Source organism: Rhizobium leguminosarum bv. trifolii WSM2297, from assembly GCF_000271845.1.
In genome coordinates this window covers 2,467,727-2,483,097 of record NZ_JH719395.1, presented here as the reverse complement: position 1 = coordinate 2,483,097, position 15,371 = coordinate 2,467,727, and the positions used below count along the sequence as shown (strand labels likewise).

Here is a 15,371-nt window from a genome sequence, read left to right as displayed (position 1 = left end):
TCAACCTGGATACCAGACGACCCGAGGCTCCTCCTTCGAACGCTGGTAGTCCCAAGCCGAATTGATCAGCTTCTCCAGATCGTAGACCGGCTTCCAGTCCAGCAGATATCTGGCCTTGCTGTTGTCCATCCAGTTTGAGTGAAACTGGCTTGCGATGTCGACCGAACCGAGCCCGCGGGTGCGGGCGAGGTGTGCTGCGACCTCACCATAATCGACGGGCCGATCCATCGAGATGTTGAAAAGCTCGCCCTTGGCGCGCGGATTGTCGATTGCTGCGAGGATCGCCGCGACGAGATCGTCGACATGCACGAAATTGCGCTTCAGCGGCCGGCCGTCGGCATCGCGCAGCAGCGGCACCGTGCCATCATGCGCGTAACGTTCGGCATCGGCCGCCGGTACCAGCGTTTTCCAGTCCGGCCCGCCGAAGACATCGTTGCCGAAGGCCAGCGTGAACCTGAAATCGTCCCTCTCCATGATCCAGGGCGCCCGCAGGCAGCAGCTGTTGATGCCGTATTGGATGGTGAACTGTTCGAGCATCACCTCTTCCAACACCTTGGAGAGCGCGTAGCAGCCGGGATAGGCGCGATGCGGCGTCTGCTCGGTCACCGGCCCGTCATGCCGATAGAAGAAATGGCCGATGCCGGCATCGCCGCCAATCAGGATGAACTGCTTTGCCGTGGGGCTGGCGCGGAACGCCTCGAGAAGCCAGAACAGGCCCTTGACCGTGATATCCATCACATCGGCAGGGATTTCCTTGCAGGTGGCGAGATGTACGACATGGGTGACACCGTCCATCGCCGCCGCGACGACCTGGCAGTCGGCGATCGAGCCCTTCACGACATTGATGCGGTCGGTCTCGTCGAGCACACGATTATGGCAAAGCGCGCGAATGCGTGCTCTGGAAAATTGCGGCTCGTCAAGCAGCCCAGTAATGAAGCGCCGCCCGACCTTGCCCGTAGCGCCGGTGACAAGGATCAGCATACCTCTCTCCCCAGCAACAGCTAATATGCACGCGTTTCCGGCGTCAATCTGTATTTGTCGTACAAAATAGATTTTTGTGATGAGGGGCCGTTTTAGCGGACAATTGATTGACGATTCCTGGTGCTTTTGCATTAATGAACCCAATCGCTTTTCCGGGAGGAGATCGGCCGAGCGAGATCGCAGGCGCCTGACTGGCAACCGGCTATCGGCAACCGGCGGCGAAGGCAGGCCTGCAGGTTCCGGGGAGGGTAGTCGGCTGGTCGCGGTTCTCGAACTCACCAATATCTCAAAACATTTCGGCGCCATCCAGGCGGTCAACGACGTGTCCTTCGCGCTCGAAGCCGGCCAGGTCGTCGGCCTGATGGGCGATAACGGCGCCGGCAAAAGCACGCTGGTCAAGATGATCGCCGGCAACTTCCGGCCGAGCGAGGGCACGATGCGTCTGGAGGGCCGGGAGATCGTCCTGCACCGCCCGGTCGAGGCGCGCCAGCACGGCATCGAGATCGTCCATCAGGATCTGGCGCTTTGCAACAATCTGACGGCAGCCGCCAACGTCTTCCTCGGGCGGGAACTCCACCGCGGCATCGGCCCGTTCCGCGTCCTCGATTACAAGACGATGTACCGGCGCGCCGGAGAGATCTTCAAGGAGCTGAAATCGGAAACCCGCCCGCGCGACCTGGTCAAACAGATGTCGGGCGGCCAGCGGCAGGCGGTGGCGATCGGGCGCACCATGCTGTCTGAGGCAAAGATCGTGCTGATGGACGAGCCGACCGCGGCGATCTCCGTCCGCCAGGTGGCCGAAGTCCTCAATCTGATCCGCGAACTGCGCGACCGCGGCATCGCGGTCGTGCTAATCAGCCACCGCATGCCCGATGTTTTCACCGTCGCCGACCGGGTGATTGTCATGCGCCGCGGCCGGAAAGTCGCCGACAAGGCGATTGCCGCGAGTTCGCCTGAGGAAGTGACGGGTCTTATAACAGGCGCCATCGAACAGGTTTGAGCCGCGCCGCTTCTCCCGCGGGAGAAAAACCGCTGACGGGAATGCCCTATCTGGAGTGAGAGGTCGAAATGGCAGTGACACTGGACCAGACGATTGCACAGAAGCAGCGCAGCCGGCTTGCGGAGTTTGTCGGCGGCCAGACATTCTGGGTGCTGATCGCCGTGCTTCTCGCCTGCCTCTTCCTGTCGTTCGCCACCGATTCCTTTGCGACGACGAAGAACCTCTACAATATCACCCGCAACGTCACCTTCGTCGCCATTATCGCGCTCGGCATGACGCTTGTCATCATCACCGGCGGCATCGACCTGTCGGTGGGATCGGTGCTCTGCCTCTGCAGCATGGTACTGGCGGTGACCATGAATGCCGGTTACTCCATCGAGGTCGGCATAACGGCGGCGGTCGTCACGGCGCTGGTGATCGGCGCCTTCAACGGCGTGCTGATCGCCTATCTCAATTTTCCGCCCTTCGTGGTGACGCTCGGCATGCTGTCGATTGCGCGGAGCCTGGCGATGGTCGCCTCGAACAACACTGTCGTCTTCCAGTTCGGCCCCGACCATGACAAGCTCTTGGCGCTTGGCGGCGGCGCCTGGTTTTTCGGCATCGCCAATCCGGTGCTCTACATGGTCATCCTGGCGCTAATCACCGGCTTCGTGCTGCGCTGGACGCGCTTCGGCCGCTATATCTTCGCGATCGGCGGCAATGAACACGCCGCCACCCTGACCGGTGTTCCCGTCCGCCGCATCAAGGTCGCTGTCTATATGATCTCGGCGCTCTCGGCCGGCATTGCCGGCATCGTCCAGACCGGCTGGCTCGGCGCCGTCACCACCAATATAGGCGCCGGCATGGAGCTCCAGGTCATCGCCGCCGCCGTCATCGGCGGCGCCAACCTCGCCGGCGGCGTCGGCACCGCCTTCGGCGCCCTGGTCGGGGCGGCGCTGATCGAAGTGATCCGCAACAGCCTCGGCCTGCTCGGCATCAATGCGTTCTGGCAGGGCACGTTTATCGGCGGGGCGATCGTGCTGGCAGTGCTGTTCGATCGGATCCGGAATTTGCGGCAGAGCGAGTAGGCGAAGACGCCTCGATCAGGCCGCCGCATAGCCGCAGCGAAACTGACCGTCGGAGAGGGGCCGGCCCGAATAGATCGATGAACGCTTGGCCTCGCATCTCGTGCAACACTGTGCAGCGATTTTGCGACGTCGACACGTGAGGGCGGATCCGAAAGATCGCGACGCCGCGGCCTACGCTGCCGGTGCCATACGTTGTCAGGCGCCTTGCTCGCCGAAGGCGTACCGGACCCCATGGAGTTTGCCGCGTAGTTGCGAGGATCTGTAGGCGATCCACTAACTTTCCTCGGGCGGTTTGAGGTGCCGGAACTGCCATAGCAGCAGCAGGTCATAGGTGATTTTCAGCGAGGCGCAGATGAGGAGCGGCCAAGCCCGATAGGATGCAGCGAAGAGAGCACCTGCGAGTGCCGGGCTGGCCGCCGCGGCCAGGCTTCGCGGCACCGACGTGAAGCTTGCGGCTGCGGCACGCTCCGCCTCGGTGACAACAGCCATCACATAGGAAGAGCGGGTCGGCACATCCATCTGCGAGAGCGCCGCGCGAATGAGCAGCAATGTGACCGTCAGGGGCAAGGTGGGCGCGAAAGCGGCGAGGCCAAGGGCAATGCTGGACGGAATGTGGGTGAACACCATGGTATTGATGAGCCCCACCCGCTTCGACAGCCAGGCGGCGACGGGAAACGAGAACGCCGACAGCACACCCGTCCAGAAGAAAAACACTCCGGCTTCGGATAGCGAAAGATCGAAACGTTCGAACAGCCACAGGGCGAGCAGGGACTGGACCACGAAACCTCCAGCGAAGGCGTCGAGACTAAAGAGCGCGGCGAGCTTCAGGACGATGGCGCGTGAAGGTCCGAGTGCTGCCGGTTTGTCGGCTTCGTGACGCACCGGACGCGGCGGTAAGCGGGCATAAACGAGGCCGCCGAGAATGCCGACCAGCGCATAGACAGTGAACATCAGCTTGATCGAAGTCAGTTGCGCCATCCCCAACCGCGTCATCACGTCGGGCAACGCCGCGGCGAGCCCGCCGCCGGCGCTTGCGAGCGCCCCGACCAGACTGTAGCGGGCGAACATTCCCGTCCGATCGACGCTGGTCGCTTCGCGGGCGAGGACCGCGTGCTCGAGGGGTACGAAGATGCTCACACTGCCGGCCGAGGGATTGATCGTACCGGCAAAGGCGACCACCAGCAGTAACCCATAATCGTTGATCATGGGTAGAGCGATACCAGTGGCGACCATCAGACCCGCGGCCGCCAGAAGCAGGTGGCGGAGATCATGACGTGCGCCAAGAAATCCGATGATGATCGTCAGGAGCGCGGAGCCGAACAGGGATGCGGTGGCGATGAGGCCGACCTGCAGCGGCGAAAAGCCGAGAGCCAGCAGATAGACCGGCAACAGGATGGCGACGAACCCTTCGCCGAAGTCGCGCAAGGAACGGGCTGCGAAAAGCCATGTGATCGGCTGAATGCTGCGCATTCCATACCTGCATCAATCAGATTGGCGAAAGGACTGAGAACGGCGACAATATCATCTCGCGAAAATCTAATAGGCGGGCTTCGAAGATTCAATTCGCATAAGCAAATCGGGCGGTAACGGCGAGCTAGCCGAGGAGGATGCTCCACGCCATGGCGATGCCGAAGATGAGGATGGCGCCCGCAAAAACACTGTTGAGCGCAGATTGATAGGGCCTAAGGCGGTGCACAAGGTTGCAGCCGAGGACGGCGCCGACCGCGCCTCCCGCGATGAAGACAGCGGCCAGCGGCCAGTCGACCAGACCTGAGATGGAATAGGTGGCAGCCGTCGTCGAACCGAACGCCACGATCGCGACCAAAGAGGTCGACACCGCATTGATCGTCGGCATTCCGGTCGAAAACACCAGGCCGGGGACGATCAGGAAGCCACCGCCTATTCCGAAAAAGCCCGAGACGACGCCGCTCCCACCACCGATCGCAAGAACCTTCGTGGTGTTCCGACGTTCGAAGACGCACGTATTTTCGCTGGCGACGCTTATTCGACGCAGCATCAAGATCGCGATGGCGATCATCAGCCCCGAGAAATACAAAAGTAAATGCTTCCCATCGAGCATCTTTCCGATCGATGCGCCGAGCAGCGCCCCGAAGACCCCGGTCGCGCAGTAAAGTCCCGCATACCGCCATATCACCGTTCCTCGGCGCGCGTGCATGACCAGACTGATCAACGCATTCGCCGCAACGGCAACGGCGCTGGTGGCAATGGCGGTATGGGCGTCGGTCAATCCTACGGCATGAACAAGAAGCGGGATTGCAAGGATGGAGCCGCCACCGCCCAGAAGGGCGAGGGTAAAGCCAACCAAAGCGCCGCTCAGGCTCCCCATGCCATATTGAAAAAGATCGAGCGCCATTTTTCAGGATCCTGCTTGAGCAGTCGGCGGGACGAGGTACCGTATCGCCGAGAACGGCAATCGGGTTAGGACCAGACGGAGCCTTGAAAGGCGCCTATCGGGAGTTTGAGATAGCGAAGGCCGTTCCCTTCAGGTTCCGGTAGCCGGCCGCCATTGATGTTGACCTGCAGCGCGTGAAGTATGAGCTTCGGCATCGGCAGCGTCCGATCACGTGCCTCGCGAAGGGCGACGAACTCGTCGGCGCAGGCACATTGCGCGATATGTATGTTTTCCGCCCTCTGACGTTGCACCGTGCTTTCCCAGAGCGGTCGCCGGCCGCCGGGCTGATAGTCGTGCCCCACGAAGACGCGCGTATCGCCGGGTAACGTCAGGATGTTCTGAATGCTCGACCAGAGACTCCTGGCGCTACCGCCGGGAAAATCCGCGCGGGCAGTGCCGCTGTCCGGCATGAACACGGTGTCATGAACGAACACGGCGTCGCCCGCCGTGTAACTGATCGAAGCAAGGGTGTGGCCGGGCGAATAGATGACGCCGACCTCGATGTTTCCAATAGAGAAGGTGTCTCCATCGAAGAAGAGCCGATCCCACTGGCCGCCGTCGACGGAAAAATCAGGCCAGTTGTAGATCTTCGACCAGATTTTCTGAACATCCGTGACGCGGCTCCCGATGGCCGTTGGCGCGCCGGTCCGCTCCCTCAAATAGGCGGCGGCCGAAAAGTGATCGGCATGCGGATGAGTGTCGAGGATCCAGTGCAGGCGCAGGTCCTGGTCTCGAATGTGGTCCAACAGCATCTCGGCGTTGTGGGTCGTTGTCGATCCTGACTTCTCATCGAAGTCGAGAACCGGATCGATGATCGCACAGGCCCTGGTTTGCGGATCGCTGACCACGTACTGGATCGAGAAGGTACGCGGGTCGAAGAAGGCGGCGACGTCGGGTCTACGCACAGACCGCCTCCTGTCGACCGGACGCGACCGGTGAGAAAATCGCCCGCGCCGGATCGAAGGTGTATTGCCCGACATACGCCGATGCATCCCGCGCGAGTTGCGCGACCGAATCCAGAATAAAGGAAACCGTTTCGTCCGACGCCAGGACGCTCAGGTTGAGCCGCGTGAATCCGGGTTTCTCAATTTCGTTGCCATCCAAGATCGCCTGCCGCATGCGCTGCGACGTCCGGGTGTCGATCGAAAGCAGCCGGTGCACATAGGGACCAGCGCAGGCGCAGCCGCCACGGGCCTGAATGCCAAACCGGTCGCTGAGCATGCGGGTGACCAATTGCTGGTGGATGTAGCCGCCCTTGCCATCGCGCACGCGAAACGAAAAGATCGGCAAACGTGCGATCGAGGTGGAGCCCAGCAGTTCGATCTCCGCAATGTTCTTCCAAGCGGCGAAGGCGCGCCGCGTGTACTCGTCATTTAGCCGCTTGATTTCATCAACGCCGATCGCATCCTTGACGAGGAAGGCGAGGGCCGCGCGGATGTCGCCGATGACGTTGGGCGTTCCCGCTTCCTCCCGAGACTCCAGGCTGTCGCTGTAATCGTGACCCGTCGGCGAAACGAACTTAACCGTGCCGCCACCGGGCCAGGATGGCTTGCTCGTCACCACCGCGTCCTGCCGCACGACCAACATGCCGGAGGCCCCTGGGCCGCCCAGGAACTTGTGAGGAGACACTACGATCGCGTCAATTTCGGCGCCGTGCTCGGGCGTCATCGCGATCGGCACGTATGGTCCGGCCCCCGCATAGTCCCAGACGACTTTGGCGCCTGCAGCCTTTGCAATCTTCGTGAGCGCCGGGACGTCTGTCAGGATGCCGGTGACGTTCGATGCGGCAGAGAACGAGCAAATCGTCAAATCTGCAGGGGCGTTCTCAAGGGCCTTGTACAAAATGACTGGATCGGGACCACCGTCCTTGCCCTCGGCAATTTCGATGACCTCCGCTCCGCTCTCCCGCCACGGCAGGATGTTCGAGTGGTGTTCATATGGCCCAAGGACGACGCGGACGTTTTTACCGGCCGCGATCGCATCGGTGACGCCCAGCAGGTTCACCAGGCGGTTGAGGCCCGCCGTCGCGCCGGATCCGGCAAAGATGACGGCATGCTGTCGATCGGCTCCGCAGAGTTCTCCGATGACCGACCGTGCCTCCCGCCGAAGGCGGGTCATCATCCCTCCGCAATAGGACGCCTCTGTGTGGCTGTTTGCATAGTAGGGAAGGACTTCTTCGAGGATAAATTCTTCGATGCGTCTGAGCGCGCGTCCCGAAGCCACATAGTCGGCATAGACGAGGTCCATGGGGCCGAATGGGCCGTCGACCTTCGCCTTTGAGCCGATCAGCCCCGCCCTCAACCTGGCGATTGGATCACCTTGATCGAGGTCGCTCCTGAACTTGCCGAGAGCGGTGAAGAGTTCTTTTGATGGATAGCGCAAAGCCTGTTCCCGCATTGTCATTCTCCACGAAGGATTTGACAACGATTCTAATCTGCATCACGGTCGAAAACTTCACCAATGTTTCGAAAAAATTGGCGCTAATTGGGTCACATGATCGACAATAGTTTGAAAATTGATGAAATCGATCTGAGGATTCTGACATGCATGCAGCGAGATTCTTCGCTTTCTCAACGTGACTTGGCCGAGCAGGTCGGGCTGTCCCAGAATGCTTGCTGGCGCCGGCTTCAGCGCCTTTATGCGACCGGTATCATCAAAGGATCGCGCGCCTCCATCGATTTCGAGGTGCTCGGCTTTGATCTCACTGTAATCGTCATGATCCGAACGCGTCATCATTCAAAGGAATGGTCGGAAGATTTTCGCAAGCACGTCGACCGGATGCCGGAAGTCGTCGATTTTTACCGAATAGGCGGCGACTGGGACTACTTGATCAAGGTCATCACCAAGGGAATGTCGGGCTATGACGCTTTCTACCAGAGGCTGATTACGAACTTCGATCTTGCGACAGTGACCGGCTATTTTTCCATGGAAGCAATCATAAGCAATCGCGCAGTGGACCTGATGCGCATGCGGTGACGCCGATTCCGCATCCGCGGTGCCTCGAGCGGCGTGGCATTCAAACCTGAGCGCACAATTCCGGGGTTAGGCACGAATGCCACCGCCCACAATGCCCCGTCGCACGGCGCGCGACCGCTCAACTCCAGACCGCCACGCGATGCGGGTCTTCTGCCTCCCGAGGCACCTAGTCCTTGACTGGTTCGCCGAGCGTATGCATCAGGCGGTTCGCCCAGCCGAAGATGGCCGACGACAGCACGAGGTCCAGGGCTTCAAGCTCGGAAAGACCGACGTCCGCCAGCGCCTGCGCGTCAGCTTGCGTTGCTTCCGGTGGCGTCGTCGACAGATGTGCGGAGAAATCGAAGATGATTTGAAGGTGCTCGTCGAGTTCGGCGTCGAGCCCTTCGGCGAAAATGGCGTCGATCACGTCAGTCCGCTTGGTATGGCTGATGAACCGGGAGGCATGGACGGCGGCGCAGTAGACGCAGCGATTGACGATGGAAGCAGCAGTGGCGCCCAGTTCGCGTTCTCCTGATGAAAGCCCGTCCTTCCCGTACATGATGAGGTTGAACAGGGGTGAGCGAACAGCGAGGGATTCCGGGTCGTGCGCAAGCGTCAGGACGTAAGGAGAGATGCCCTTGTTGGAGGGCGTGACCTGCATTGCCTCCCGCTGCTCGGCGGTCGCAGTTTCAAGATCGACTGGAATGACGTAAGGCTGCCAGCGCGGAACCTGGGTGGTGAAGCTGTGGACGACTTCGCTCATTGTCTTGCTCCGATCAGTGCCAGTCCTGCGATGACGCGCACCTGATAGTTCACGAAGGCCGCCAGTTCCGAAAGCCGGACGATGTCGGCGTCGGTCACGCCGACGCTGCGCAAAGCCTTGATGTGGTCACGCGTCGCTTCCCGCGGCGCGACGGTCAGTCGATCGGCATGGCGAACGATCTCTGCGATGCGCTGATCGGTTACGCTCGTACCCGGCGTGGCGAGCGGCGCCGTCGATGCCTCGGCGGCATGTTTTACCAGCTCGTCGTAGTGCTTCGCCAGTTCTTCGTTGTGGTTATGACGGGCCATACGGGCGGCAAGCGCCGCCCTGAGGCCATGCGACAGTCCGCCGGGATCATGCGGAAGAAGGACTGCGTCGTGGGCGGCTTCGCTGAGGCGCAGGATCTCCGCGCGCTTTTCCATGGCCTCGGCAAGGGCTGAGCCGGGTCTGACGGCGGCAAGAGTTTCGATCAGCGTCAAGGCAGGCTCCTTTGCATCTCACGGGAGAGCATTAGATGGGTCTGAAGTTCATTATGTCAAATTAGCATGAAGGCTTGCAATCCATGCGGAATAATTATCTATTGTCCACTCGAATTATGGAAAGCTCATGCTTCTAAAGCATGGATGGCGGTGGTTCATGTTGAATATGAATAAAAACCCGATCGACATCCGGCAGCTCGAAGCCTTCGCGGCAGTGATGTCGGCTGGCAGCGTCACCGGCGCAGCCCGGCTGCTCGGCCGTTCGCAGCCGGCGGTGACGCGGCAGATCCAGGACCTGGAAGCCGATCTGGGCTTTGCGCTGCTTCACAGAAGCGGTCCGCGCATCCAGGCGACGTCGCGCGGTCTGCGCTTCCATGCCGAGGTCGAACGTCATCTCGCCAGCCTGACCCACATCCGCGAACGGGCCGAAGCGATCGGTCTCGACGAGCCCGCGACCTTGACCATCGCGGCAACGCCGTCTCTTGCCGCAGGAGTCCTGCCGCAGGCCTTGGCGGCCGTCTCGCCCGACCTGATCCCGCGTCATCTCCACGTCCAGGCGCTCGCCGCCGAAAACGTCGTGCAGGCGGTTCTCGCCCGGTCGGCCGATCTTGGCATATCCAGCCTGCCGCTCGAACATCCCGGTCTCGACATCCACTGGATCGCGGAAGCACCGTGCGTGATCGCAATCGGCGCCGACGATCCTCTCGCTGCGAACGACGTCGTTCGCCTGGCCGATCTCGCGGAGCGTCGCATCATCACGCTCGCGAACCCCTATCGGCTTCGTCATCGCGTCGACGAGGCGCTGGCACGGGCAGGGGTGGCGCCGGATCGCATCATCGACGTCAACGCCTCGCTGACCGCGCTCTCGCTGGTGCGCGCAGGCCTTGGCATTGCCATCGTCGAGCCGGCGACCGTCTGCGGCGTGCCTCTCGATGGCATCCTCATGCGCGTGCTCGACCAAGCCATCCCGTTCCTGTTCGGTGCGATCTCCGCGGCGGCGTTGCCGCTCGCGCCGACCGTCGCCGCCGTCATCGATGCCGCGCGGCTCGAAGCGTTGAAGATGCCCGGCTGCCGCCTGCTGGAGGCCAATGGCATCGAAACCTTGGCGGACACCGTCTACGGGCAGGCTGCGATCTCCGAAGGAGCGCCCGCATGAGCGACCTCTCCGCACATCCTGACGATCTTGACGCCCTCGAAGCGCGTCTTCGTCAGGATCTCTCCTGGCTGGAACTGCCCGCCAAGGCGTGGGTTCCCGCCCGCGAAATTGATGGCCAGCCCGTCATCGACGTCGTCATCATCGGCGGCGGCATGGCAGGCCTCGTCGCTTCCGGAATGCTGAAGCGCCTTGGCGTCGTCAACCATGTCGTCCTCGACAAGGCACCCGCCGGGCAGGAGGGGCCGTGGGTCACTTTTGCCCGGATGCGTACCCTTCGATCGCCCAAGCAACTCACCGGCCCCGCAATGGGACTGCCGGCGCTCACCTTCCGTGCTTACTACGAAGCCCGCTTCGGCCGCGAGGCGTGGGTGGCGCTCGACCGGGCGCCGCGCGAGACGTGGATGGACTACCTGGTCTGGTATCGGAAGGTGCTCGAACTGCCGGTGCGCAACGGCATCTCGGTCGCTGCGATCCTGCCGCGCGACGACGGCATGCTCGACCTTATCTGCAATGGGGATGGCCGCAAGGAGACGATCATTGCCCGCCACGTGGTGTTGGCAACTGGACGTGATGGCCTTGGCGGTCCCTTCGTGCCCGATATCGCCGCCCATATTGATCGCAAATTGTGGGCGCACACCGCCGATGCGATCGACTTCGCAGCCCTGCGCGGCAAGCGGGTAGGGGTGATTGGTGCGGGTGCGTCGGCGATGGACAATGCCGCGACCGCGCTCGAGGCCGGTGCCGCCCGCCTCGACATGTTCGTCCGCCGCACGGAATTGCCGCGGATCAACAAGTTCACCGGTATCGGCAGCCAGGGCGTCGTCCATGGCTTCGCCGGACTGCCGGACGAATGGAAGTGGCGCTTCCTCGACTATGCGATGGGCCAGCAGACGCCGCCGCCGCGTCCGAGCGTGCTGCGCGTCAGCGCCTTCGAACAGGCCCATCTTCATCTCCAAAGCCCGATCACCGGTTTGCAGCAGGACGGCGACCAGCTCGTCGTGACGACGTCGAAGGCCAGCTATTCCATCGACTATCTGATCTTGGGGACCGGCTTCAAGATCGACCTGAGCAACAAGCCGGAACTCGCGGCCTTCGAACCGCACATCCGCCTCTGGCGCGACCGCTTCCCGACGCCCATCGGAATGGCGAACGGAGAACTCGAGGCATCGCCCGATCTGGGGGAAGCGTTCGAGTTTCTTGAAAGGGAGCCGGGTTCATGCCCGACGCTTGCAAGCATCCATTGCTTCAATTTCCCGGCGACGCTCAGCCACGGCAAGCTCACGGGCGACATCCCGGCGATCAGTGAAGGCGCGGATCGCCTTGCCCGCGGCATCGTCCGATCGCTGTTTGTCGAAGACCGGGAGACGCACTTCGAAAATCTCCAGACCTACGACACCCCGGAACTGCTCGGCGACGAGTGGGCGGACGGCGAAACCGAAACGCTTCCCGAACTCTCCTCCGAAAGGACCTGAGACTGAAATGCTCGACATCAACAACCTAAAGCTCTCCTACGGAAGCACGCAGATCCTGAACGGCGTCGATCTCTCGGTGAAGCGTGGCGACGTGGTGTCGATCATCGGTCCGAGCGGCACCGGCAAGACGACGCTTCTCAAGTGCATCAACCATCTGGTGAAGCCGGCATCCGGAACGATCGCGTTCGACGATATCAGGATGGACTTCGCCCGCCCGGACAAGGCTGCGGTGCAGGCGATCCGGCTGCGCACCGCCATGGTGTTCCAGCAGTTCAACGTCTTCAAGAACATGACGGTCATCCAGAACGTCATGGATCCGCTGGTCGTCGTGCAGGGCAAATCCAGGGACGAAGCCCGCAAGATCGCGCTGCGGGAACTCGAGCGGGTCGGGCTTTCCGATAAACTCGACAACTACCCATCGCAGCTTTCCGGCGGCCAGCTCCAGCGAACCGGCATCGCCCGAGCACTGGCGGTCAAGCCCGATGTCATGCTCTTCGACGAGCCGACCTCCTCTCTCGATCCCGAGCTGGTGAACGAGGTTCTCAAGGTGATCAAGGACGTGACGTCCTCCGGCATCACCTCGCTTCTCGTCACCCACGAGATGCAGTTTGCTAAGAACATCTCGAACCGCATCGTCTTCATGGACCGGGGTGTCGTTGTCGCCGACGGCAGCCCGACAGAGATCTTCGATACGCCTTCCAACCCACGCCTTGCCCAGTTCCTCAATTCCGAGCGTGCAATCCAATAGAGAAAGGATTCCAGAAATGACTTCTTCGAGTTCACTTTCCCTCCGCAGTTTCGGCCTGGCCGTTGCCGGCGTTTCCATCGCTCTTGCAACCGCGGGCGCAGCCTTTGCCGAGGACGCCGTCCGGACGATCAAGATCGCCACCGCGGCGGAATCGAAGCCGCTCTCCTGGGGCGCCATCGGCGTCGAGCCGCAAGGCTACGAGCCCGACGTGCTGAAGGCGATTAACGCCAAGCTGCCGCAATACAAGTTCGTGATGGAAGGCGCTGCCGACATCGCCCAGGAGACGGGCCTGGCGACCGGCAAATACGACATTGCGACCGGCGGCTACTATCGCGCGCCAGCCCGCGAGAAGCAGTTCATCATTCCGGAAGCACCGATCGGCGCCAGCCTGATCAAGATCTACAGCCGCAAGGACAGCGGCATCAAGGAGATGAAGGACCTCGTCGGCAAGAAGATCGTGCCGGTGACGGCAGGCGGCGGCATCTACAAGTTCGCCACGGCGTGGCAGGAAAAGAACCCTGACTATAAGATCGAGGTGACGGCTTCGAGCGCCGGCATTCCGTACCCGGACCGGCTGAAGGAAGTCGAGAACGGCAAATACGACGCGCTCGTCCTGCCGTCGAACCTCGGGGAGCAGACCGTCATCGACCAGCAGAAGCTGAACGTCCAGGCGAGCGAGCCTGTGGCGATCAACGAGACTTTCATGCTGATCCACCGCTCCGAGGAGAACAAGGCGCTTGCCGACGGTATCGACAAGGCTCTGAAGGAGCTCAAGGTCGATGGCACGCTCGCCAAGCTCTCGCAGAAATGGTTCGGCGAGGACATCACCACGTACATGAAGTGACGCCGGGCTGCGATACCGGCGATCAGGCCCAAGACTGAAAGAAGGAGCGTTCCAACGTGGACCTATCCATCATGATTCCCGAGCTGCTCGCGGCCCTGCCGCTGACGCTTGCGATCACCTTCACGGCCATGGTCGCCGGCTTCGTGCTGGCCCTGATAACGACGACGTTTCGGGTGCGCAGGATACCGGTGATCAGCCACCTGGCCGATCTCTACGTATCCTACGCCCGGAGCGTTCCGGTCGTGCTGCAGTTATTCGTCGCCTTCTACGGGCTTCCGGTGTTCGTGGATATTTTCGGCGTCGAGGATTTCGTGTCGCCGACGGCCGCAGCGATGCTCGGTCTCAGCCTCTATCACGGCGGCTATCTCTCCGAAGTCTTAAGGCCGGCTTATCTCGCCGTCGAGCGCGGCCAGCATGACGCCGCCGACAGTCTCGGATATTCCTTCCGGCAGAAGCTCCTGCGCGTCCTGGCCCCGCAGGCCGTGCATATCGCGCTGCCGGGTTACGGAAACGCGATCATCTACCTTATCCATAACGTTGCCCTGGTCATGTATATCGGCGCCGCCGACGTGATGGCGACCGCCCACCTCGTCATGGAGCGCGACTACAACCAGTATCAGTTCGAAACCTACCTGGTACTGGCGGTGCTCTATTCGGTGCTATGCTTGGTCGCATGGCTGATCGTGCGCTTCTTCGAGCTCCGTTCGGCGAAGTTCGCTCCGAGCGCTGCGCCGGCTCGGGCAACGCTGATGGCAAGCGTCTGAGCGAAGGAAGGAACGCAGCATGTTCGATATCGACGTTCTACTCCCCGATCTCCGGGAAATCCTTGGTGCAGTGCCGCTGACCCTTGCGATGGCGCTTGCGATCTTCGTCCTCTCGACGATCATCGGCAGCCTGTTCGCCATGGTCGAATATCGGCGGATCCCTGTCCTCCGCCAACTTGTCGTCGCCTACAAGGTCGCCTTCAAGGGCGTCCCGATGGTGGTCGTCATCTTCCTCGCCTATTATGGGCTTCCATCGACCCTGCAGTTCCTGACCTCGCTCGTCGGCGTCGACTATAACGGTCATTCGACCCCGAACTGGGTCACGCTCATCGTGGCGCTCACCGCCTGTGTCGCTGCCTTCCAGGCCGAAGTGGTCAAGGGTGCGCTGAATTCCTTCGACACCGGCCAGGCCGACGCCGCCTATTCGCTCGGCTACAAGAAGAGCCAGCTCTTCCGCCGGGTCATGCTGCCGCAGGTGATCGTCGCGGCGATCCCGGATCTGGCGAACTCGTTCATGGTGATCATGAAGGCGCTGTCGCTCGGCTTCGCCATCGAAGTGGTCGATATCTTCGCGCAGTCGCAGCTAACAGCCGCGCTGAACTTCTATTACCTCGAGGCCTTCCTCGTCGCCGTCGTGATCTACATGGCGATCGCCTACGCCGTCACCCAGATCGCCGACAGGACCGAGCGGGCGCTTCGCGTGCGGACCTAAGACCGGCCCGCGAACCG

The 15,371-nt window shown here is 61.7% G+C and carries 16 protein-coding genes; 9 read left to right on the top strand and 7 right to left on the bottom strand.

The window, feature by feature from the left end:
* Positions 1-981 carry an NAD-dependent epimerase/dehydratase family protein gene (locus tag RLEG4DRAFT_RS27390; RefSeq protein ID WP_003581679.1) on the bottom strand — a complete coding sequence of 327 codons (981 nt, stop codon included), beginning with the start codon at positions 979-981 and terminating at the stop codon, positions 1-3.
* A gap of 79 nt (positions 982-1,060) precedes the next feature.
* On the opposite strand from RLEG4DRAFT_RS27390, the gene RLEG4DRAFT_RS27385 reads away from it, so the two are divergent.
* Both RLEG4DRAFT_RS27385 and RLEG4DRAFT_RS27380 read left to right on the top strand, forming a co-directional pair.
* Positions 1,061-1,981, top strand: coding sequence for an ATP-binding cassette domain-containing protein (locus RLEG4DRAFT_RS27385; protein ID WP_003581676.1), 921 nt, complete (start codon positions 1,061-1,063; stop codon positions 1,979-1,981).
* Positions 1,982-2,049: 68 nt separating this feature from the next.
* Positions 2,050-3,048 (top strand): ABC transporter permease, encoded by a 999-nt coding sequence (locus RLEG4DRAFT_RS27380; protein ID WP_003581674.1) that lies wholly within the window; start codon positions 2,050-2,052, stop codon positions 3,046-3,048.
* Positions 3,049-3,321: 273 nt separating this feature from the next.
* Here RLEG4DRAFT_RS27380 and RLEG4DRAFT_RS27375 read toward each other — a convergent pair whose 3' ends face one another.
* The 4 genes from RLEG4DRAFT_RS27375 to RLEG4DRAFT_RS27360 all read right to left on the bottom strand — a co-directional run bounded on the left by RLEG4DRAFT_RS27375 (position 3,322) and on the right by RLEG4DRAFT_RS27360 (position 7,858).
* On the bottom strand, positions 3,322-4,518 hold the full coding sequence (locus RLEG4DRAFT_RS27375; protein WP_003581672.1) for an MFS transporter: 1,197 nt from the start codon (positions 4,516-4,518) through the stop codon (positions 3,322-3,324).
* 124 nt (positions 4,519-4,642) lie between these two features.
* Entirely contained in the window at positions 4,643-5,422 is a 780-nt protein-coding gene (locus tag RLEG4DRAFT_RS27370) for a sulfite exporter TauE/SafE family protein (protein ID WP_003581670.1), read from the bottom strand.
* 65 nt (positions 5,423-5,487) lie between these two features.
* Positions 5,488-6,366, bottom strand: a complete 879-nt coding sequence (locus RLEG4DRAFT_RS27365) for an MBL fold metallo-hydrolase (RefSeq protein WP_003581668.1) — start codon at positions 6,364-6,366, stop codon at positions 5,488-5,490.
* A complete protein-coding gene (locus tag RLEG4DRAFT_RS27360; protein WP_003581667.1) occupies positions 6,359-7,858 on the bottom strand; it encodes an aminotransferase class V-fold PLP-dependent enzyme in 1,500 nt (499 codons plus the stop codon). The genes RLEG4DRAFT_RS27365 and RLEG4DRAFT_RS27360 overlap by 8 nt, the downstream gene beginning before the upstream one ends.
* 96 nt (positions 7,859-7,954) lie before the next feature.
* Here RLEG4DRAFT_RS27360 and RLEG4DRAFT_RS27355 point away from each other — a divergent pair, with 96 nt between their 5' ends.
* Positions 7,955-8,437, top strand: coding sequence for an Lrp/AsnC family transcriptional regulator (locus RLEG4DRAFT_RS27355; RefSeq protein WP_003581666.1), 483 nt, complete (start codon positions 7,955-7,957; stop codon positions 8,435-8,437).
* Between the two features lie 166 nt (positions 8,438-8,603).
* On the opposite strand, the gene RLEG4DRAFT_RS27350 is transcribed toward RLEG4DRAFT_RS27355, so the two are convergent.
* Positions 8,604-9,179 (bottom strand): peroxidase-related enzyme, encoded by a 576-nt coding sequence (locus RLEG4DRAFT_RS27350; RefSeq protein ID WP_003581665.1) that lies wholly within the window; start codon positions 9,177-9,179, stop codon positions 8,604-8,606.
* Positions 9,176-9,658 (bottom strand): CMD domain-containing protein, encoded by a 483-nt coding sequence (locus tag RLEG4DRAFT_RS27345; RefSeq protein WP_003581664.1) that lies wholly within the window; start codon positions 9,656-9,658, stop codon positions 9,176-9,178. Before RLEG4DRAFT_RS27345 ends, RLEG4DRAFT_RS27350 begins: the two co-directional genes overlap by 4 nt.
* 166 nt (positions 9,659-9,824) lie before the next feature.
* Between RLEG4DRAFT_RS27345 and RLEG4DRAFT_RS27340 the strand changes: the two genes are divergently transcribed.
* The 6 genes from RLEG4DRAFT_RS27340 to RLEG4DRAFT_RS27315 are packed head-to-tail and all read left to right on the top strand — an operon-like array spanning position 9,825 to position 15,354.
* Positions 9,825-10,814, top strand: coding sequence for a LysR family transcriptional regulator (locus RLEG4DRAFT_RS27340; protein ID WP_037094868.1), 990 nt, complete (start codon positions 9,825-9,827; stop codon positions 10,812-10,814).
* Positions 10,811-12,286: an NAD(P)-binding domain-containing protein gene (locus RLEG4DRAFT_RS27335; protein ID WP_003581662.1), complete on the top strand. Its 1,476-nt coding sequence runs from the start codon at positions 10,811-10,813 to the stop codon at positions 12,284-12,286. Before RLEG4DRAFT_RS27340 ends, RLEG4DRAFT_RS27335 begins: the two co-directional genes overlap by 4 nt.
* A 7-nt stretch (positions 12,287-12,293) precedes the next feature.
* Positions 12,294-13,034, top strand: a complete 741-nt coding sequence (locus RLEG4DRAFT_RS27330) for an amino acid ABC transporter ATP-binding protein (RefSeq protein ID WP_003581661.1) — start codon at positions 12,294-12,296, stop codon at positions 13,032-13,034.
* A gap of 16 nt (positions 13,035-13,050) precedes the next feature.
* Entirely contained in the window at positions 13,051-13,878 is an 828-nt protein-coding gene (locus RLEG4DRAFT_RS27325) for a transporter substrate-binding domain-containing protein (RefSeq protein WP_003581660.1), read from the top strand.
* Positions 13,879-13,934: 56 nt separating this feature from the next.
* The gene (locus RLEG4DRAFT_RS27320) at positions 13,935-14,642 is read left to right on the top strand and encodes an amino acid ABC transporter permease (RefSeq protein WP_003581659.1); all 708 of its coding nucleotides are present in this window, start codon (positions 13,935-13,937) and stop codon (positions 14,640-14,642) included.
* A 19-nt stretch (positions 14,643-14,661) separates the two neighbouring features.
* The gene (locus tag RLEG4DRAFT_RS27315; protein WP_003581658.1) at positions 14,662-15,354 is read left to right on the top strand and encodes an amino acid ABC transporter permease; all 693 of its coding nucleotides are present in this window, start codon (positions 14,662-14,664) and stop codon (positions 15,352-15,354) included.
* The last annotated feature ends 17 nt before the right edge of the window (positions 15,355-15,371 follow it).

Bases quoted from the DNA above. Each gene is read 5' to 3' on its own strand.
- RLEG4DRAFT_RS27390 (WP_003581679.1), bottom strand. From the start codon at position 981: ATGCTGATCCTTGTCACCGGCGCTACGGGCAAGGTCGGGCGGCGCTTC.
- RLEG4DRAFT_RS27385 (WP_003581676.1), top strand. From the start codon at position 1,061: ATGAGGGGCCGTTTTAGCGGACAATTGATTGACGATTCCTGGTGCTTT.
- RLEG4DRAFT_RS27380 (WP_003581674.1), top strand. From the start codon at position 2,050: ATGGCAGTGACACTGGACCAGACGATTGCACAGAAGCAGCGCAGCCGG.
- RLEG4DRAFT_RS27375 (WP_003581672.1), bottom strand. From the start codon at position 4,518: ATGCGCAGCATTCAGCCGATCACATGGCTTTTCGCAGCCCGTTCCTTG.
- RLEG4DRAFT_RS27370 (WP_003581670.1), bottom strand. From the start codon at position 5,422: ATGGCGCTCGATCTTTTTCAATATGGCATGGGGAGCCTGAGCGGCGCT.
- RLEG4DRAFT_RS27360 (WP_003581667.1), bottom strand. From the start codon at position 7,858: ATGCGGGAACAGGCTTTGCGCTATCCATCAAAAGAACTCTTCACCGCT.
- RLEG4DRAFT_RS27355 (WP_003581666.1), top strand. From the start codon at position 7,955: ATGATCGACAATAGTTTGAAAATTGATGAAATCGATCTGAGGATTCTG.
- RLEG4DRAFT_RS27350 (WP_003581665.1), bottom strand. From the start codon at position 9,179: ATGAGCGAAGTCGTCCACAGCTTCACCACCCAGGTTCCGCGCTGGCAG.
- RLEG4DRAFT_RS27340 (WP_037094868.1), top strand. From the start codon at position 9,825: ATGAATAAAAACCCGATCGACATCCGGCAGCTCGAAGCCTTCGCGGCA.
- RLEG4DRAFT_RS27335 (WP_003581662.1), top strand. From the start codon at position 10,811: ATGAGCGACCTCTCCGCACATCCTGACGATCTTGACGCCCTCGAAGCG.
- RLEG4DRAFT_RS27330 (WP_003581661.1), top strand. From the start codon at position 12,294: ATGCTCGACATCAACAACCTAAAGCTCTCCTACGGAAGCACGCAGATC.
- RLEG4DRAFT_RS27325 (WP_003581660.1), top strand. From the start codon at position 13,051: ATGACTTCTTCGAGTTCACTTTCCCTCCGCAGTTTCGGCCTGGCCGTT.
- RLEG4DRAFT_RS27315 (WP_003581658.1), top strand. From the start codon at position 14,662: ATGTTCGATATCGACGTTCTACTCCCCGATCTCCGGGAAATCCTTGGT.